General features: G+C 60.9%; 17 protein-coding genes. 14 read left to right on the top strand and 3 right to left on the bottom strand.

What is annotated here, in order from left to right; genetic code table 11:
- The first annotated feature begins 2 nt into the window (after window positions 1–2).
- The 7 genes from odhB to LOY34_RS08605 all read left to right on the top strand — a co-directional run bounded on the left by odhB (window position 3) and on the right by LOY34_RS08605 (window position 7,810).
- The gene (gene odhB, locus LOY34_RS08575; RefSeq protein ID WP_258664565.1) at window positions 3–1,223 is read left to right on the top strand and encodes a 2-oxoglutarate dehydrogenase complex dihydrolipoyllysine-residue succinyltransferase; all 1,221 of its coding nucleotides are present in this window, start codon (window positions 3–5) and stop codon (window positions 1,221–1,223) included.
- Between the two features lie 105 nt (window positions 1,224–1,328).
- The gene (gene lpdA / locus LOY34_RS08580; protein WP_038996215.1) at window positions 1,329–2,765 is read left to right on the top strand and encodes a dihydrolipoyl dehydrogenase; all 1,437 of its coding nucleotides are present in this window, start codon (window positions 1,329–1,331) and stop codon (window positions 2,763–2,765) included.
- Window positions 2,766–2,940: 175 nt separating this feature from the next.
- Window positions 2,941–4,107, top strand: coding sequence for an ADP-forming succinate--CoA ligase subunit beta (gene sucC, locus LOY34_RS08585; protein WP_010224674.1), 1,167 nt, complete (start codon window positions 2,941–2,943; stop codon window positions 4,105–4,107).
- On the top strand, window positions 4,107–4,991 hold the full coding sequence (gene sucD / locus LOY34_RS08590) for a succinate--CoA ligase subunit alpha (RefSeq protein WP_045200545.1): 885 nt from the start codon (window positions 4,107–4,109) through the stop codon (window positions 4,989–4,991). The genes sucC and sucD overlap by 1 nt, the downstream gene beginning before the upstream one ends.
- 34 nt (window positions 4,992–5,025) lie before the next feature.
- Window positions 5,026–5,535 carry a hypothetical protein gene (locus LOY34_RS08595; protein WP_195883424.1) on the top strand — a complete coding sequence of 170 codons (510 nt, stop codon included), beginning with the start codon at window positions 5,026–5,028 and terminating at the stop codon, window positions 5,533–5,535.
- A gap of 31 nt (window positions 5,536–5,566) precedes the next feature.
- A complete protein-coding gene (brnQ, locus tag LOY34_RS08600; protein ID WP_045202210.1) occupies window positions 5,567–6,880 on the top strand; it encodes a branched-chain amino acid transport system II carrier protein in 1,314 nt (437 codons plus the stop codon).
- Window positions 6,881–7,069: 189 nt separating this feature from the next.
- Entirely contained in the window at window positions 7,070–7,810 is a 741-nt protein-coding gene (locus LOY34_RS08605; RefSeq protein WP_045202208.1) for a DUF599 domain-containing protein, read from the top strand.
- Window positions 7,811–7,896: 86 nt separating this feature from the next.
- Here LOY34_RS08605 and LOY34_RS08610 read toward each other — a convergent pair whose 3' ends face one another.
- Window positions 7,897–8,172 (bottom strand): hypothetical protein, encoded by a 276-nt coding sequence (locus tag LOY34_RS08610; RefSeq protein WP_045202206.1) that lies wholly within the window; start codon window positions 8,170–8,172, stop codon window positions 7,897–7,899.
- Window positions 8,173–8,324: 152 nt separating this feature from the next.
- On the opposite strand from LOY34_RS08610, the gene LOY34_RS08615 reads away from it, so the two are divergent.
- The 4 genes from LOY34_RS08615 (at window position 8,325) to LOY34_RS08630 (ending at window position 12,040) form a co-directional block, all read left to right on the top strand.
- A complete protein-coding gene (locus LOY34_RS08615) occupies window positions 8,325–8,801 on the top strand; it encodes a PaaI family thioesterase (protein WP_258664569.1) in 477 nt (158 codons plus the stop codon).
- Window positions 8,798–9,259, top strand: a complete 462-nt coding sequence (locus LOY34_RS08620; protein ID WP_045202202.1) for a PaaI family thioesterase — start codon at window positions 8,798–8,800, stop codon at window positions 9,257–9,259. The genes LOY34_RS08615 and LOY34_RS08620 overlap by 4 nt, the downstream gene beginning before the upstream one ends.
- Window positions 9,260–9,353: 94 nt before the next feature.
- The gene (gene htpG / locus LOY34_RS08625; RefSeq protein ID WP_123568226.1) at window positions 9,354–11,258 is read left to right on the top strand and encodes a molecular chaperone HtpG; all 1,905 of its coding nucleotides are present in this window, start codon (window positions 9,354–9,356) and stop codon (window positions 11,256–11,258) included.
- A gap of 56 nt (window positions 11,259–11,314) precedes the next feature.
- Window positions 11,315–12,040: a dienelactone hydrolase family protein gene (locus tag LOY34_RS08630; protein WP_195883426.1), complete on the top strand. Its 726-nt coding sequence runs from the start codon at window positions 11,315–11,317 to the stop codon at window positions 12,038–12,040.
- Window positions 12,041–12,124: 84 nt separating this feature from the next.
- Here LOY34_RS08630 and LOY34_RS08635 read toward each other — a convergent pair whose 3' ends face one another.
- On the bottom strand, window positions 12,125–12,985 hold the full coding sequence (locus LOY34_RS08635; RefSeq protein ID WP_195883427.1) for a pirin family protein: 861 nt from the start codon (window positions 12,983–12,985) through the stop codon (window positions 12,125–12,127).
- 104 nt (window positions 12,986–13,089) lie between these two features.
- On the opposite strand from LOY34_RS08635, the gene LOY34_RS08640 reads away from it, so the two are divergent.
- The 3 genes from LOY34_RS08640 to LOY34_RS08650 all read left to right on the top strand — a co-directional run bounded on the left by LOY34_RS08640 (window position 13,090) and on the right by LOY34_RS08650 (window position 16,393).
- Window positions 13,090–14,097: an amidohydrolase family protein gene (locus LOY34_RS08640; RefSeq protein ID WP_195883428.1), complete on the top strand. Its 1,008-nt coding sequence runs from the start codon at window positions 13,090–13,092 to the stop codon at window positions 14,095–14,097.
- Window positions 14,098–14,163: 66 nt separating this feature from the next.
- The gene (locus LOY34_RS08645) at window positions 14,164–14,628 is read left to right on the top strand and encodes a DUF3859 domain-containing protein (RefSeq protein ID WP_045202191.1); all 465 of its coding nucleotides are present in this window, start codon (window positions 14,164–14,166) and stop codon (window positions 14,626–14,628) included.
- A 139-nt stretch (window positions 14,629–14,767) separates the two neighbouring features.
- Window positions 14,768–16,393 carry a methyl-accepting chemotaxis protein gene (locus LOY34_RS08650; RefSeq protein ID WP_045202189.1) on the top strand — a complete coding sequence of 542 codons (1,626 nt, stop codon included), beginning with the start codon at window positions 14,768–14,770 and terminating at the stop codon, window positions 16,391–16,393.
- Window positions 16,394–16,450: 57 nt separating this feature from the next.
- On the opposite strand, the gene fabB is transcribed toward LOY34_RS08650, so the two are convergent.
- On the bottom strand, window positions 16,451–17,671 hold the full coding sequence (gene fabB, locus LOY34_RS08655; protein ID WP_195883429.1) for a beta-ketoacyl-ACP synthase I: 1,221 nt from the start codon (window positions 17,669–17,671) through the stop codon (window positions 16,451–16,453).
- Between the last annotated feature and the right edge of the window lie 8 nt (window positions 17,672–17,679).

The following is a 17,679-nucleotide window of genomic DNA, read 5'->3' on the forward strand; positions in this document are numbered from 1 at the left end:
TAATGGCTATCGAGATCAAAGCCCCTACTTTCCCGGAATCGGTTGCCGATGGCACCGTTGCCACCTGGCACAAGCAACCGGGCGAAGCGGTCAAGCGTGACGAGCTGATCGTCGACATCGAAACCGACAAGGTTGTCCTGGAAGTACTGGCTACCGCTGACGGCGTGCTGGGCGCTATCGTCAAGGGCGAGGGCGAGACCGTCCTGTCCGACGAAGTCCTGGGTTCGATCGAAGCAGGTGGTGTTGCTGCCGCGGCGCCTGCCGCTGCTGCCGCGCCTGCCGCCGCTGCTCCTGCTGCCGCTGCTGCTGGCGACGAAGACGCCATCGGCGCTCCGGCTGCCCGCAAGCTGGCCGAAGAAAACGGCATCGCCCTGAACAGCATCAAGGGCACCGGCAAAGACGGTCGCATCACCAAGGAAGACGTGGTTGCTGCCATCGAAGCGAAGAAATCCGCTCCGGCTGCCGCACCTGCCACCAAGCCAGCCGCTGCTGCCGCTGCCCCGGTCGTCGCCACTGGCGATCGCACCGAGAAGCGTGTACCGATGACTCGCGTACGTGCAACCGTTGCCAAGCGCCTGGTCGAAGCTCAGTCGAACATGGCCATGCTGACCACCTTCAACGAAGTCGACATGACCGAAGTCATGGCCCTGCGTTCGAAGTACAAGGACCTGTTCGAGAAGACTCACAACGGCGTACGCCTGGGCTTCATGTCGTTCTTCGTCAAGGCTGCCACCGAAGCGCTGAAACGCTTCCCGGCCGTCAACGCCTCGATCGACGGTTCCGACATCGTCTACCACGGTTATGCGGACATCGGCGTTGCCGTTTCCAGCGACCGCGGCCTGGTGGTACCGGTACTGCGTAACGCCGAGCAGATGAGCCTGGCTGAAATCGAGAACGGCATCGCCACCTTCGGCAAGAAAGCCCGTGACGGCAAACTGTCGATCGACGAAATGACCGGCGGTACCTTCACCATCACCAACGGTGGTACCTTTGGTTCGATGATGTCGACCCCGATCGTCAACCCGCCGCAGGCTGCGATCCTGGGCATGCACAACATCATCCAGCGTCCTATGGCTGTTAACGGTCAGGTCGTGATCCGCCCGATGATGTACCTGGCACTGTCCTACGACCACCGTCTGATCGACGGTAAAGAAGCCGTGACCTTCCTGGTGACCATCAAGAACCTGCTGGAAGACCCGGCTCGTCTGCTGCTGGATATCTGATTGAGCAGCTGCAAGCTGCAAGCTTCAAGCGGCAAGCCTGAACGGTTTGCGCTTGAGCTTGTGGCTTGCAGCTTATCGCTTGCAGCTTTAAAGAGGATTTTCTGAATGTCGCAAAAATTTGATGTGGTAGTGATTGGCGCAGGTCCTGGCGGCTACGTAGCTGCCATCAAGGCTGCGCAACTCGGTCTGAGCACTGCCTGTATCGAGAAGTACACTGACGGCGAAGGCAAGCTGGCCCTCGGCGGTACCTGCCTGAACGTGGGTTGCATTCCTTCCAAGGCGCTGCTGGACAGCTCCTGGAAGTACAAGGAAGCCAAAGAGAGCTTCAACGTCCACGGTATCTCCACTGGCGAAGTGAAGATGGACGTCGCCGCGATGGTTGGCCGCAAGGCTGGCATCGTCAAAAACCTGACCGGCGGTGTTGCCACCCTGTTCAAGGCCAACGGCGTCACCTCGATCCAGGGCCACGGTAAACTGCTGGCTGGCAAGAAAGTCGAAGTCACCAAGGCTGACGGCACCACCGAAATCATCGAAGCCGAGAACGTCATCCTGGCTTCCGGTTCGCGTCCGATCGACATTCCACCGGCTCCGGTCGACCAGAACGTCATCGTCGATTCCACCGGCGCCCTGGAATTCCAAACCGTACCTAAGCGCCTGGGCGTGATCGGTGCTGGCGTGATCGGCCTGGAGCTGGGTTCGGTCTGGGCTCGCCTGGGCGCAGAAGTCACCGTCCTCGAAGCCCTGGACACCTTCCTGATGGCCGCTGACGCCGCTGTCTCCAAGGAAGCGCTGAAAACCCTGACCAAGCAAGGCCTGGACATCAAGCTGGGCGCTCGCGTGACCGGCTCGAAAGTCAACGGCGCTGAAGTCGAAGTGACCTACACCGACGCCAACGGCGAGCAGAAGATCACCTTCGACAAGCTGATCGTTGCGGTCGGCCGTCGTCCGGTGACCACCGATCTGCTGGCTGCCGACAGCGGCGTGACCATCGACGAGCGTGGTTTCATCTTCGTCGACGATCACTGCGCGACCAGCGTACCGGGCGTTTACGCCATCGGTGACGTGGTTCGTGGCATGATGCTGGCGCACAAGGCCTCGGAAGAGGGCATCATGGTCGTCGAGCGCATCAAGGGCCACAAAGCCCAGATGAACTACGACCTGATCCCGTCGGTTATCTACACCCACCCGGAAATCGCATGGGTCGGTAAAACCGAACAGACCTTGAAGGCCGAAGGCGTTGAGGTTAACGTGGGCACCTTCCCGTTCGCGGCCAGCGGCCGTGCGATGGCTGCCAACGACACCGGTGGTTTCGTCAAGGTCATCGCCGATGCCAAGACCGACCGCGTCCTGGGTGTACACGTGATTGGCCCATCGGCTGCCGAACTGGTGCAGCAGGGTGCAATCGCAATGGAATTCGGCACCAGCGCCGAAGACCTGGGCATGATGGTTTTCTCCCATCCGACCCTGTCCGAAGCGCTGCATGAAGCCGCGCTGGCTGTGAATGGCGGTGCCATTCACGTTGCCAACCGTAAGAAGCGTTAAACAATAAGAAACCACGGCGGGTGGCCCGTCGTGAGTCTTGCGTGCATGACTCACCGCGGAAAGTCCGCCGGACTCGAACTCCCGGAGCATACCGGGGGCAAGTGGTCACAGGTGGCGCGGCACTCCCATGGAGCGCAGCGCCGAAGCGCAGTACCTAACGAAGACGGTAAAAAGCATGAATCTTCACGAGTATCAGGGTAAGCAGCTGTTCGCTGAATACGGCCTGCCAGTTTCCAAGGGTTTCGCAGTCGACACCCCTGAAGCTGCCGCAGAAGCCTGCGACAAGATCGGTGGCACCGAGTGGGTTGTCAAAGCCCAGGTCCACGCCGGTGGTCGCGGTAAAGCGGGCGGCGTCAAGCTGGTTCGCAGCAAGGAAGACGCCAAGGCGTTCGCTGCGCAATGGTTGGGCAAGCGTCTGGTAACCTACCAGACCGACGCCAACGGTCAGCCAGTGACCAAGATCCTGGTCGAATCCTGCACTGACATCGCCAAAGAGCTGTACCTGGGCGCTGTAGTCGACCGTTCGAGCCGCCGTATCGTGTTCATGGCTTCCACCGAAGGTGGCGTGGACATCGAGAAAGTCGCTCACGAGACTCCTGAGAAGATCATCAAGGCTACTATCGATCCACTGGTTGGCGCTCAGCCATTCCAGGGTCGTGAACTGGCGTTCCAGCTGGGTCTGGAAGGCAAGCAAGTTGCTCAGTTCGCCAAGATTTTCGTAGGCCTGGCCAAGCTGTTCAAAGAACACGACCTGGCCCTGCTGGAAGTAAACCCGCTGGTCATCAAGGCCGACGGCGACCTGCACTGCCTCGATGCCAAGATCAACATCGACGCTAACGCCATGTACCGTCAGCCTAAGCTGAAAACCTTCCACGACCCGTCGCAAGACGATCCTCGTGAAGCCCACGCTGCCAGCTTCGAGCTGAACTACGTGGCCCTGGAAGGCAACATCGGCTGCATGGTCAACGGTGCCGGCCTGGCCATGGGTACCATGGACATCGTCAACCTGCACGGCGGCAAGCCAGCCAACTTCCTCGACGTAGGTGGTGGTGCTACCAAAGAGCGCGTTACCGAAGCCTTCAAGATCATTCTGTCCGACAGCAATGTCGCGGCCGTTCTGGTCAACATCTTCGGCGGCATCGTTCGTTGCGACATGATTGCCGAAGGCATCATCGGTGCTGTGAAAGAAGTCGGCGTCAAGGTACCGGTTGTTGTTCGCCTGGAAGGCAACAACGCTGAACTGGGTGCTAAAGTACTGGCAGAAAGCGGTTTGAACATCATTGCGGCAACCAGCCTGACCGACGCTGCTCAACAAGTTGTCAAAGCTGCGGAGGGCAAGTAATGAGCGTCCTGATCAATAAAGACACCAAAGTCATCTGCCAGGGCTTCACCGGCTCGCAAGGTACTTTCCACTCCGAGCAAGCCATCGCCTACGGCACCAAGATGGTCGGCGGCGTGACGCCAGGCAAGGGTGGCTCCACCCACCTGGGCCTGCCAGTGTTCAACACTGTGAAAGAAGCAGTAGAAGCTACCGGCGCTGATGCGTCGGTCATCTACGTTCCAGCTCCTTTCTGCAAGGACTCGATCCTGGAAGCTGCCTTCGGCGGCATCAAGCTGATCGTCTGCATCACCGAAGGCATTCCTACCCTGGACATGCTCGATGCCAAGGTCAAGTGCGACGAGCTGGGTGTTACCCTGATCGGCCCTAACTGCCCAGGCGTCATCACTCCGGGCGAGTGCAAGATCGGCATCATGCCAGGTCACATCCACTTGCCAGGCAAGGTCGGTATCGTTTCGCGTTCCGGCACCCTGACCTACGAAGCGGTCAAGCAGACCACTGACGCCGGTTTCGGTCAGTCCACCTGCGTCGGTATCGGTGGCGACCCGATCCCGGGCTCCAACTTCATCGACATCCTGAAGCTGTTCCAGGAAGACCCGAAGACCGAAGCGATCGTCATGATCGGCGAGATCGGCGGTTCGGCTGAAGAAGAAGCAGCTGCCTACATCAAGGCCAACGTCACCAAGCCTGTGGTTTCCTACATCGCTGGTGTTACCGCTCCTGCGGGCAAGCGTATGGGCCACGCTGGCGCCATCATCTCCGGCGGCAAAGGCACTGCGGACGAGAAATTCGCTGCGCTGCAGGACGCTGGTGTAAAAACCGTGCGTTCGCTGGCAGACATCGGCAAGGCCCTGGCCGAGCTGACTGGCTGGGAAGTGAAGAAGTAAGCACTGCCCGGTAAACAAGAAAGGCCACCTTCGGGTGGCCTTTTTTGTTTACCGGACAGCAGCGGCAAGGGGCAAGCTTCAAGCTGCAAGAGGGTATTGCGGCAAGCTTGCGGCTTGTAACTTGCTGCTTGAGGCTGTCGTGCAAGCGGCTTTTTTTGTTTACCGGGCAGCAGCGGCAAGGGGCAAGCTTCAAGCTGCAAGAGGGTATTGCGGCAAGCTTGCGGCTTGTAACTTGCTGCTTGAGGCTGTCGTGCAAGCGGCTTTTTTGTTTACCGGGCAGCAGCGGCAAGGAGCAAGCTTCAAGCTGCATGAGGGTATTGCGGCAAGCTTGCGGCTTGTAACTTGCCGCTTGAGGCTGTCGCGCAAGCGACACGCATATTCACACATCGGACAAGCAGCCCTGCAGCAGTGCGTTTCTGTGACAAATTCGTTAACCTATGCACTCATTTTGTGCCCGCTCCCCAAAAGGGAACGACACGCTAAACGGGTCTGGCTCATCCAGCCAGGCAGCATTTCCCTCACCCAAGGGGAAATCCCTCTCTAAATCCCGATTTCAGCAGTGTGGTATTTCCTTAATGAAAGTTTTAAAAGGCCAGGACATCCTGGCACTTGGTTTTATGACGTTCGCTTTGTTCGTCGGCGCGGGCAATATCATTTTCCCACCTATCGTCGGTCTGCAATCCGGTCCACACGTGTGGATGGCGGCGCTGGGTTTCCTGATCACTGCTGTGGGCCTGCCGGTTATCACTGTTGTCGCCCTGGCCAAGGTCGGCGGCGGCATGGATGCCCTGAGCAGCCCGATCGGCAAGGTCGCCGGCGGCCTGCTGGCGGCGGTGTGCTACCTGTCGGTAGGCCCGCTGTTCGCCACTCCGCGTACCGCCACCGTATCCTTCGAGGTGGGTGTTGCGCCGCTGACCGGTGAAAGCCCGCTGGCCCTGTTTATCTACAGCCTGGTGTACTTCCTGGTGGTGCTGGCGGTGTCCATGTACCCGGGCAAGTTGCTCGACACCGTCGGACGCTTCCTTGCGCCGCTGAAGATCATCGCCCTGGCCGCACTCGGCATCGCCGCGTTCATGCTGCCCGCCGGTGGTATCGGTGAGGCGCAGCCGGCCTACGTTGCCGCACCGTTCTCCCAGGGCTTCATCAATGGTTACCTGACCATGGATACCCTCGGCGCCCTGGTGTTCGGTATCGTCATCGTCAACGCCATCCGTTCGCGCGGTGTCGAATCGCCGCGGCTGATCACCCGCTATGCGATCATTGCCGGCCTGATCGCCGGGGTCGGCCTGGCCCTGGTGTACATCAGCCTGTTCCGCCTGGGTGCCGGCAGCCATGAAATCGCCGCCGGTGCCAGCAACGGTGCAGCGGTACTGCATGCCTATGTACAGCACACCTTCGGCTCGCTGGGCAGCGGCTTCCTGGCCGTGCTGATCGCCCTGGCCTGTCTGGTGACCGCCGTTGGCCTGACCTGCGCCTGTGCCGAGTATTTCAGCCAGGTACTGCCGCTGTCGTACCGCACCCTGGTGGTGATCCTTGCCGGCTTCTCGCTGCTGATCTCCAACCTCGGCCTGACCAAGCTGATCATGTTCTCGATTCCGGTGCTGACGGCTATCTACCCGCCGTGCATCGTGGTCGTAGGCCTGAGCTTCTGCAAAGAACTGTGGAATTCCGAGGTACGCATCCTCGCGCCGGTGATGCTGGTTTCGCTGCTGTTCGGCATGATCGATGCCATCAAGGGCACCGCCCTGGCCAGCGAACTGCCGGAAATCCTCGCCCACCTGCCGCTGAGCGAGCAGGGCCTGGCCTGGCTGGTGCCGTCGGTAGTGGCCCTGGGCGTTGCGGTGGTGTGTGACCGCATGCTTGGCAAGCCACGCGAAGTGCTGGCCTGAGAATTGGCCCTATGACGGACACCGGCCACAAGCCAACAGGGTGACCGTCACGGCAAATTCCGAGCCCCGTGTCCGCAAGGACGCGGGGCTTTTTCGTTTCTGCACGGCAGACGTGTCTTTTTCTGCGCTAAAGCGTCGAAAGCCGGTCAATGGGCTTTATTGTGCTCGAAACTTCAATCAGGACCTTGCATGAGCTTCATTCAAAGCAATCTGATCCACTTGCTGGCCGCCTGCTGGTTCGTTGTCTGCTGGGGTGGATACACCCGTTATGCCACCTGGAAGGGCCGCGATACCGCTTGCCTGGCCAGCGTGCTGCACCTGTACCGCGAAGACTGGATGCGCCGCATGCTGCTGCGTGACAACCGCATTGCCGATGCCAGCGTGATCGGTAACCTGGAGCGCAACGCCTCGTTCTTTGCCTCCAGCACCTTGATCATCCTGGCCGGTATTCTCACCGTGCTCGGCGCATCAGACCGTGCGGTATCGTTGCTGGCAGACCTGCCGCTGGTGCAGCAGGCGTCCCAGGGCATGTCGGAAATCAAGTTGCTGTGCCTGGCGATGGTATTTGTGTACGCCTTCTTCACTTTCAGCTGGTGCATGCGTCAATACAACTTCGCCGCCGTATTGGTGGGTTCGGCGCCGATGATCGGCGAGCGTCAGGTCAGCGAACTTGAGCGCAAGGCCTTTGCCCTTAGAGCGGCCAAGGTTATTTCCCTGGCCGCCAACCAGTTCAACTTTGGCCTGCGTTCCTATTACTTCGGCATGGCCATGCTCTGCTGGTTTATCAGCCCCTGGTTGTTTATGTTGATGAGTACCGGGGTAGTACTGGTGCTGTATCGCCGTGAATTCCACTCCGATGTGCTCGATGTGATGGTCTATACCCCGACCGAAGCGCCGGTGGCGGAACCCGGCAAAGAGAACCTCGCCTGAAGGTTATTGACTGAATCGTTTAACCCTATTGCAACAGGTATAAAAAAACCCGACAGCGTCGGGTTTTTTTATTCCGGCGGGCTTGCTTACTTGGCAGGCTCGGCAGGAGTAGCTGGAGCAGCAGGTGCAGCTTCTTTTGCAGCTTCTTCAGCGGCTTTCTGTTGCGCTTCGGCCTGATCTTTGGCGGCTTCGGCGTTTTCTTTCGCGGCCTCGTTCACTTTATCCTGAGCTTCACCCATCTTCTCTTGGGCTTGCTCGGCGTGTTGTTGAGCATCTTGGGCTTTGTTCTCGCTGGCTTTATCGCAAGCGGCCAGGCCCAGAGCAGCGGCGAGCATAACGGCAAAAGCAAAAGGTTTACGCATGGGGTGTTTCTCCTTGTGGAATAAGTTACTTGTTCCTTCGAGCTCAAGTAACCGGTAGAAGTTCCGCGCACAATACAGATATATAACAAATGGTTCTATATGGACATTTGCCAGACTGTGTGCATGTTCTCAATGGCCCGGGAGTTTTTCAAATGACCGACACTTCTTTGCTGGCAATGGCCGAACGTTTTCTCTCGGCATTGCGACATTGCCAGGTGCTGCAGATGCGCGTGCATCACGCTGATGCCCAGGGCATGACCCTGGTGTTGCCGTACTCGACGAAGATCGTCGGCAACCCACAGACCGGCGCCGTGCACGGCGGGGCGGTGACCACCCTGATGGACACCACCTGCGGCATGGCTACCCTTTGTGCGCTGCCTGAGTTCGAGGTATGCCCGACGCTAGACCTGCGCATCGACTACATGCAGCCGGCCGAGGCCGGCAAGGACATCTTCGGCCATGCCTACTGCTACCGCGTTTCTCGCGATGTGATCTTCACCCGTGGGCTGGCCTACCAGGACGACCCGCAGCAGCTGATCGCCCAGGTGGTTGGCACTTTCATGCGCCTGGGCAAGGGCATCAAGGGCGGCCTGAATTTCGCCAGCAAGCTCAAGGGGAGCGGCCAATGATTCCGCCAGAGGTACACCAGCAACTGCGCCAGGCCCATGCCGAAGGTAATTATGAGCCGCTGCTGCAGTTGATCCCTTATGCCGGATTGATTGGTATCCAGTGCAGCCGCCAGGGCGATGACCTGTTGTTTTGCCTGCCGGCCAGCCAGGACAACATTGGCAATCCGTTGCTGCCGGCGATCCACGGCGGGGTGATCGCAGGCTTCATGGAGCTGTCGGCGGCGCTGTACCTGCTGATTTTCAGCGAAAGCGCGGCGATCCCGAAGATCATCGACTTTTCCATCGACTACCTGCGCGCCGGCCACTACCGCGACACCTACGCCCGCTGCCAGCTATGGCGCCAGGGCCGGCGGGTAACCAACGTGGCCATAACCGCCTGGCAGGGCGACGCGGACGAACCGATTGCCACGGCGCGCGCGCATTTCAAGATCGAAGAAATGACTTCGCCCTTGAAATAGCCCCAGCCACCCCCATCTGTTGTGCATCCCGCCGTGAAAGCAGGCCGCCGGCCTGCCCAACGACAACTGCCATCAGATCGGAGTGTTGAAGACCATGAGTGTGGAAACTCAAAAAGAAACCCTGGGCTTCCAGACCGAGGTGAAGCAACTGCTGCACCTCATGATCCATTCCCTGTATTCGAACAAGGAAATCTTCCTTCGCGAACTGATTTCCAACGCCTCCGACGCCGTCGATAAACTGCGCTTTGAAGCCCTGGCCAAGCCAGAGCTGCTCGAAGGCGGCGCCGAGCTTAAAATCCGCCTGAGCTTCGACAAGGACGCCAACACCGTCACCCTCGAAGACAACGGCATCGGCATGAGCCGCGAAGAGGTCATCGCGCACCTGGGCACCATCGCCAAGTCCGGCACCGCCGACTTCATGAAAAACCTCACCGGCGACCAGAAGAAGGACTCGCACCTGATCGGTCAGTTCGGCGTGGGCTTCTATTCGGCCTTTATCGTCGCCGACAAGGTCGACGTATTCAGCCGCCGCGCCGGCCTGCCAGCTGCCGAGGGCGTGCACTGGTCGTCCAAGGGCGAGGGTGACTTTGAAGTTGCCACTGTCGACAAGGCCGAGCGCGGTACGCGCATCGTCCTGCACCTGAAAAAAGGTGAAGAAGAGTTCGCCGACGGCTGGCGCCTGCGCAACATCGTCAAGAAGTACTCCGACCACATCGCCTTGCCGATCGAGCTGCCAAAACAGGTCGAAGCTGGCGAAGGTGAAGAAAAGCCGGCCGAAGAATGGGAAACCGTCAACCGCGCCAGCGCCCTGTGGACCCGTCCGCGTACCGAGATCAAGGACGAGGAATACCAGGAGTTCTACAAGCACATCGGTCACGATTTCGAGAACCCGCTGGCCTGGAGCCACAACAAGGTCGAAGGCAAGCTTGAGTACAACTCGCTGCTCTACGTACCGGCCCGCGCGCCGTTCGACCTGTACCAGCGTGAAGCGCCACGCGGCCTGAAGCTGTACGTGCAGCGTGTATTCATCATGGACCAGGCAGAATCCTTCCTGCCGCTGTACCTGCGTTTCATCAAGGGCGTGGTCGATTCCAACGACCTGTCGCTGAACGTTTCGCGCGAAATCCTGCAGAAAGACCCGATCATCGATTCGATGAAGTCGGCGCTGACCAAGCGCGTGCTGGACATGCTCGAGAAGCTGGCCAAGAACGAGCCTGAGCAGTACAAGGGCTTCTGGAAGAACTTTGGCCAGGTGATGAAAGAAGGCCCGGCTGAAGACTTCGCCAACAAGGAAAAGATCGCCGGCCTGCTGCGTTTCGCCTCCACCCATGACGAAAGCGGCGAGCAGAGCGTTGCCCTGGCCGACTACCTGGCCCGCGCCAAGGAAGGTCAGGACAAGATCTACTTCCTCACCGGCGAATCCTACGCGCAGGTCAAGAACAGCCCGCACCTGGAAGTCTTCCGCAAGAAAGGCATCGAAGTGCTGCTGCTGACCGACCGTATCGACGAGTGGCTGATGAGCTACCTGAGCGAATTCGACGGCAAGAGCTTCGTCGACGTCGCCCGCGGTGACCTGGACCTGGGCAAGCTGGACTCTGAAGAGGACAAGAAAGCCCAGGAAGAAGTCGCCAAGGAGAAAGAAGGCCTGGTCGAGCGCCTCAAGGCGGCGCTGGGCGAGAGCGTCAGCGAAGTGCGCGTGTCGCACCGCCTGACCGATTCGCCGGCGATCCTGGCCATCGGTGAACAGGACCTGGGCCTGCAGATGCGCCAGATCCTCGAAGCCAGCGGGCAGAAGGTGCCGGACTCCAAGCCGATCTTCGAATTCAACCCGGGCCACCCGCTGATCGAGAAGCTGGACAACGAGCAGAGCGAAGACCGTTTCGCCGACTTCTCGCACATCCTCTTCGATCAGGCCGCGCTGGCGGCGGGCGATAGCCTCAAGGACCCGGCGGCGTACGTTCGTCGCCTGAACAAGCTGCTGGTCGAATTGTCGGCTTAAGTAGTTGCAGGAAAGCCCGCTTCGGCGGGCTTTTTTCATTGTGCAAGGAGGAGTGCATGAGCAAGGTTACCGTCGAATCGCTGGTCTATCATGTTGCCGGCAAAGCCTATGAGAGCCGCTTGTTCTTTACCCAGGGCGCCCGCGAGCAGCCTGGGCTTTTGATGGCACCAAACTGGATGGGAGTGGGCGAGGGCGCCGAGCGTATCGCCCGCGAAGTCGCCGCTCAGGGCTATGTGGTGTTGCTGGCCGACATCTACGGCCAGACCCTGCGACCGTCGAACATGGATGAAGCAGGGGCGGCGATGATGCCGCTGAAGAACGACCGCGTCGAGCTGCGCAAGCGCCTGAAGGCGGCGCTGGACCAGTTGCTGGGGCAATCGAAGGCGGTACTGGAGCCTGGCAAGCTGGCCACCTTCGGCTTCTGCTTCGGCGGTTGCTGCGCCCTGGAGCTGGCCCGCGAAGATGCCCGCCTGCTGGCTGCGGTGTCGTTCCACGGCACCCTCGATACGCCGCTGCCGGCGGTAGAAGGCAAGGTCAAGGTTTCGATGCTGGTGCTGCATGGCGCCGCCGACCCGTTCGTGCCCAAAGAGCAGTTGCCGGCCTTCGAAGTCGAGATGGATGCGGCCAAGGTCGATTGGCAACTGATCAGCTATGGCGGCGCGGTGCATTCGTTCACCGATACCGCGGCGAACATTCCCGGCAAGATGAAGTACGACGCCCGCACATCCAAGCGCGCGTTCCGGGCAATGTTCAATTTGCTCGATGAAGTGTTCCAGCGCTGAGTGAAGGGGCAAGGCTGGCTCCCACACTTGACCTTGTGGGCGCCAGCCTTGCCGGCGATCGACCGCGTAGCGCTCGCGATAACCTCAAGGCAGATCGATCCTTTCAGTTTCCCCCGGCACCGTCGGCCACTCCCCGGCCGCCCAGCGTGCCCGCGCCTGCTCGATCAGCGCCGGATCGCTGGCAACAAAATTCCAGTTCATCCGCCGCGGCCCGTCCAGCGGCGCCCCGCCAAACAGCACCAACTGGCTTTCGCTGTCGGCATACAGGCTCATCTCTTCACCGTGCGGCAAGATCACCAGGCTGCACGGCTCGATCGCCACATCGTTGAGGCTGACTTCGCCATCCAGTACATACAGCGCACGCTCGGCATGCTCGGTGGGCACCGTCAGGGTAGTGGCCGCCTGCATCTGCACCAGCGCATACAGGGTCGGTGACAACACCGGCACCGGCGATTGCAGGCAAAAGCCGCTGCCGGCAATCATGCGAATGCGCACCCCCAGGCTGTCACTGACCGGCAGGCTCGCCGCCGGATGATGGCTGTAGTGCCCCGGGCCTTGCTCATGCGCTTTGGGCGATGCCAGCCACACCTGCAAACCGTGCAATCGCGAGCTGCCAGGCAGCAGTTCGGCCGGCGTGCGCTCGACATGGGCGATGGCGCTGCCGGCAGTCATCCAGCTGACTTCACCGGCCTTGACCCGTTGATCCGAGCCCAGGCTGTCCTTGTGCTGGATTGCGCCCTCGAACAGGTAGGTGAGGGTCGACAGGCCGATATGCGGGTGCTGGCGGATGTTCATGCCGCGCCCGGCCGGGTAGTCGGTTTCGAGCATGTGGTCGAAGAACACGAACGGCCCGACGCTGCGGCACTGGGCCGAGGGCAGGGGGCGCAGGATGGGTTGGCCTTCGACCGATTCGGCGCGAGGGCGGATGACCAGGGGAAGGCTCACGGTGTGCTCCAGGCCAGCAGGGAAAGTTCTTGTAGCATAACCTGCTGAACTGGCGTGTGTTCGCTCCGGTCTACCCTGTCTGAATCGGCCAGAAGGAATGCGAAATGATTGCCAGGTGTCTGGGCTGGGCGCTGTTGCTGGGGTTGTCGCTGCAGGCGGCGCAGGCGCGTGAGTATCACTACAGTGATGCGCACCTGCATTACGTCGATTTTTTCCAGGAAACCGCCGGCATGGACGCCCTGCTCAAGGCCATGGACCAGGCGCGCATCGACCAGTCGATGATTTCCGGCATCCCGGTGGCCAAGAAGTGGCACGAAGACGAGCCCAAGCGCCCGCGTTACTACGCGGGCGACGATGCCGATGCCTATTGGTACAGCGCCACCGACATCTACGTTGCTGCGGCGCTGGAGAAGCTTTCGCCTGAGCAGCGCCAGCGCTTTCATCCGTTTCTCACCGGCTTCAACCCGGTAGACAAGAACGCCGTGGCCCACATCGAACGCATGCTAGCGCTGCACCCGGGCCTGTGGCAGGGGATCGGCGAAGTGTTCACCCGCCACGACGACCTGACCGCGTTGACCAGCGGCGACACGCCCAGGGCCAACAACGAGGCCATGACCCGCATCTATCACCTGGCCGCCGAGCAGGACCTGCCGGTGCTGATCCATTCCAACATCACCTCCAAGCGCGAACGCAACCCGCTGTACCTGGCGGAAATCGAAGAACCGTTGCGCAATCACCCGCACACCCGCTTCATCTGGGCCCATGCCGGCACCAGTATGGAGATTCATCGGCACCAGACGCAGCTGGATTTTCTGCTGCCGACCCTGACACGGATGCTCGAGGATTACCCGAACCTGTACATAGACCTGTCCTGGAGCGTGCTGCAGCCTTATCTGCTGGATGAGAAGGGCAAGCCCAGGGCTGAGTGGCTGGCGCTGGTCAAGCGCTTCCCTGAGCGCTTCATGCTTGGCTCCGACGTGGTCGGGCGCTTCAACAGCCTGGGCGAACAGTTGCATGGTTTCGATCCGTTTCTCGATGCCTTGCCTGCCGAGGTGGCGCAAAAGGTCGCCCGCGACAACTTCCTCGCGGTGCTGCCCAAGGCACGCAAGTGACAGCACTGTCATCAGCTTGTCATGCCCGCGTCATAGCCTGCCGCCATCAACCTGATGGAGTGCACTATGTTTCCACGTCGTTTCAGCGCCCTGTGCGGGCTGTTGCTGGTCAGTGGCCTGGCCGCTGCCGAGGTTCGCGTCGAAGGCCCGGTCGAGTACGGCCTGTTCGAAACCCGCCACCAGAACTTCCAGCCCGGTGAACGGGTGCTGAGCCAGAGCAACCAGACCATCCAGCCTACCGATGAAATCCCGGCGCGCCTGGGTAGCAAGTTCGGTATGCGCTACCGCCTGGAAGGCAAGGTCGCCGAGGACACGCCGCTGACCCTGCTGTACCTCACCCCTGGCGTGCGCACACCCGACGGCAAGCGCCACGACAAGTTCGAAGTGGTACAAAAGCTGGTGCCCGGTGCGGTCCAGGATGTCATGGCCTACGAGTTCACCGAGAACCACGAAGTGGTGCCGGGGCAATGGCATTTCATGGTCTTTCAGGGCGATCGCCTGCTGGCCGAGCAACGCTTTACCGTGCGCTGAGGCAGGGCGACCCTGGCGTCGCGATCATAAGGCCTTTTGATATCACGTTTTCGTCTTACGCAAATTTTCCACAGGCCGATACCGTCTAGAAGCAAGGACTGCTGCCCTATTGAGCAGCGCTTTTGGAGGGAGCCAGAAGATGAGCTTGAGAAGCATGAATATCGCGCCCAGGGCCGGCCTGGGCTTCGGCCTGGTGGCGGCGCTGGTGTTTGCCTTGGGTGCGTTTGCCTTGATGCAGATGACCAGCATGCGCCAGCAGTCCGAGCAGGTCGACAGCAACTGGTTGCCCAGCGTGATCTCGGTCGGGCAGATGACCCAGGACATGTTGCGCATCCGCGCCTTGACCCTGCGCCTTTTGGTCAATCGCGATGCGGCGGCGCTGGAGCAGAACAAGTCGCGCATCGAAGAGATCAAGTCCGGTCTGGACAAGGCCCAGCAGAAGTACCAGGCGCTGATCGTCCTGCCTGAAGAACAGACCCTGTTCGACCGCTACCTGGACCTGGAGCGGCGCTACCTCAAGCTGCAGGCCCAGGTGGTGCAGTTGTCTACCGAGCACCGGGTGGAAGAGGCGGTGGCCATGGTCAATGGCGAGATGAACCAGCTCGCCGACCAGATGACCGCCAGCCTCAACGAGCTGATCGCGCTCAATAATCAGCATGCCAACAGCGCCACCGACCTTGCCGAAGTCGTCTACACGCAGGCGCGGATCTGGGTGATCGGCTTGCTGATCGCCGCCGTAGTGCTCACCGTGGTCCTGGCCCTGACTCTGACCCGCAGCATCGTCCGGCCACTGGCGCAGTCGCTGCAGGTCGCCGAAGTGGTCGCCACCGGTGACCTGACCCCGCAGATCTCGGTGCAGGGCAAGGATGAGCCGGCGCGCTTGCTGGCGGCCTTGAAGCAGATGCAGCAAAGCCTGCGCGATACCATCGGGCGCATCTCCGATTCTTCCAGCCAGTTGGCCTCGGCCTCCGAAGAGCTCAGCGCGGTAACCGAAGATGCCACCCGCGGGTTGATGCAGCAAAGCCAGGAAATCGAACAGGCGGCCACCGCCGTCAACCAGATGACCACTGCAGTGGAGGAGGTGGCGAGCAATGCCGTGGCCACCTCCGAAGCCTCGCGCGAGTCCGACCGCATCGCCCGCCAAGGGCGCGAGCAGGTGCGCCTGACCGTGACCTCGATCGAAGACCTGGCCGCTGGCGTCACCGCCAACGCCGAAGAGGTCGGGCAACTGGCGCAACAGGTGCATGGCATTACCAAGGTGCTGGATGTGATCGGCGCGATTGCCGAGCAAACCAACCTGCTGGCCCTGAACGCGGCGATTGAGGCGGCGCGCGCCGGTGATGCCGGGCGCGGTTTTGCCGTGGTGGCTGACGAGGTACGGGCACTGGCCCATCGCACCCAGCAGTCGACCCGGGAAATCGAGCAGATGATCGACGGCATCCAGCAGGGCACCAATCGTGCGGTCGAGGGTATGCAGCAGACCAACGAGCGGGCGCGCGGCACCCTGGAAGGCGCACATGCCGCCGGGGCGGCGCTGGAGGAGATTGCCGCGGCCATCAGCCTGATCAACGAGCGCAACCTGGTGATCGCCAGTGCCTCGGAGCAGCAGGCGCAGGTGGCGCGGGAGGTGGATCGCAACCTGACCAATATTCGCGACCTGGCGATGCAGACGTCGGCGGGGGCGAATCAGACCAATGCGGCGAGCCAGGCGTTGTCACAGCTGGCGATTGAGCTCAATGGGCTGGTGGGGCGCTTTTCGGTGTAAGGCACAAACAAAAACGCCCCGACGAGTCGGGGCGTTTTGAGTGCAAGGGGCCAGCCCTTACTTGCCAGCCCAGCGCTTGAGTACCAGGGTAGCGTTGGTGCCGCCGAAACCAAAGCTGTTGCTCATCACGGTATCGATCTTGGCGTTTTCCTGGGTCTTGGTCAGCACCGGCAGGTCGGCCACTTCCGGGTCCAGCTCGTCGATGTTGGCGGAACCGGCAATGAAGTTGCCCTCCATCATCAGCATGCAGTAGATCGCTTCGTGAACGCCGGCGGCGCCCAGGGAGTGACCGGACAGGCTCTTGGTCGAGCTGATGGCCGGAGCCTTGTCGCCGAACACTTCGCGAACGCCCTTCATCTCGGCAACGTCGCCCACCGGGGTCGAGGTACCGTGGGTGTTCAGGTAGTCGATCGGGGTGTCGACGGTGGACATGGCCATCTGCATGCAGCGGATGGCGCCTTCGCCGCTTGGCGCGACCATGTCGTAGCCATCGGACGTCGCGCCGTAGCCGACGATTTCGGCGTAGATCTTGGCGCCACGGGCCAGGGCGTGTTCCAGCTCTTCAACCACGACCATGCCGCCACCGCCGGCGATGACGAAACCGTCACGGTCAGCGTCGTAGGCGCGGGAGGCTTTTTCCGGGGTGTCGTTGCGCTTGCTGGACAGGGCGCCCATGGCGTCGAACAGGAACGACTGGCTCCAGTGCTCTTCTTCACCGCCACCGGCGAAGACGATGTCCTGCTTGCCCATCTGGATCTGTTCCATCGCGGTACCGATGCAGTGAGCACTGGTGGCGCAGGCCGAGGCGATGGAGTAGTTCAGGCCCTTGATCTTGAACGGGGTGGCCAGGCACGCCGATACGGTGCTGCTCATGGTCCGGGTGACGCGGTACGGGCCAACGCGCTTGACGCCTTTCTCGCGCAGGATGTCCAGCGCTTCCATCTGGTTCAGGGTCGAGGCGCCGCCGGAGCCTGCGATCAGGCCGGTACGCGGGTTGGAAACCTGCTCTTCGTTCAGGCCCGAGTCCTTGATCGCGTCGGCCATTGCCAGGTAGGCATAGGCAGCGGCGTGACCAACGAAGCGGTAGATTTTACGGTCGATCAGTTCTTCGAGGTTGAGGTCGATGGAGCCGGAAACCTGGCTACGCAGACCCATTTCGGCATATTCCGGGTTGAATCGGATGCCAGGGCGGCTTGCACGCAGGTTGGCGGAGACGGTCTCTTTGTCATTGCCCAGGCACGAAACGATGCCCAGACCAGTGATAACGACGCGGCGCATGCGGATAA

This window comes from Pseudomonas sp. B21-009 (genome assembly GCF_024749345.1).
Taxonomy (GTDB): Bacteria; Pseudomonadota; Gammaproteobacteria; order Pseudomonadales; family Pseudomonadaceae; genus Aquipseudomonas.

Bases quoted from the DNA above. Each gene is read 5' to 3' on its own strand.
- odhB (WP_258664565.1), top strand. From the start codon at position 3: ATGGCTATCGAGATCAAAGCCCCTACTTTCCCGGAATCGGTTGCCGAT.
- lpdA (WP_038996215.1), top strand. From the start codon at position 1,329: ATGTCGCAAAAATTTGATGTGGTAGTGATTGGCGCAGGTCCTGGCGGC.
- sucC (WP_010224674.1), top strand. From the start codon at position 2,941: ATGAATCTTCACGAGTATCAGGGTAAGCAGCTGTTCGCTGAATACGGC.
- sucD (WP_045200545.1), top strand. From the start codon at position 4,107: ATGAGCGTCCTGATCAATAAAGACACCAAAGTCATCTGCCAGGGCTTC.
- brnQ (WP_045202210.1), top strand. From the start codon at position 5,567: ATGAAAGTTTTAAAAGGCCAGGACATCCTGGCACTTGGTTTTATGACG.
- LOY34_RS08605 (WP_045202208.1), top strand. From the start codon at position 7,070: ATGAGCTTCATTCAAAGCAATCTGATCCACTTGCTGGCCGCCTGCTGG.
- LOY34_RS08610 (WP_045202206.1), bottom strand. From the start codon at position 8,172: ATGCGTAAACCTTTTGCTTTTGCCGTTATGCTCGCCGCTGCTCTGGGC.
- LOY34_RS08615 (WP_258664569.1), top strand. From the start codon at position 8,325: ATGACCGACACTTCTTTGCTGGCAATGGCCGAACGTTTTCTCTCGGCA.
- LOY34_RS08620 (WP_045202202.1), top strand. From the start codon at position 8,798: ATGATTCCGCCAGAGGTACACCAGCAACTGCGCCAGGCCCATGCCGAA.
- htpG (WP_123568226.1), top strand. From the start codon at position 9,354: ATGAGTGTGGAAACTCAAAAAGAAACCCTGGGCTTCCAGACCGAGGTG.
- LOY34_RS08630 (WP_195883426.1), top strand. From the start codon at position 11,315: ATGAGCAAGGTTACCGTCGAATCGCTGGTCTATCATGTTGCCGGCAAA.
- LOY34_RS08640 (WP_195883428.1), top strand. From the start codon at position 13,090: ATGATTGCCAGGTGTCTGGGCTGGGCGCTGTTGCTGGGGTTGTCGCTG.
- LOY34_RS08645 (WP_045202191.1), top strand. From the start codon at position 14,164: ATGTTTCCACGTCGTTTCAGCGCCCTGTGCGGGCTGTTGCTGGTCAGT.
- LOY34_RS08650 (WP_045202189.1), top strand. From the start codon at position 14,768: ATGAGCTTGAGAAGCATGAATATCGCGCCCAGGGCCGGCCTGGGCTTC.
- fabB (WP_195883429.1), bottom strand. From the start codon at position 17,671: ATGCGCCGCGTCGTTATCACTGGTCTGGGCATCGTTTCGTGCCTGGGC.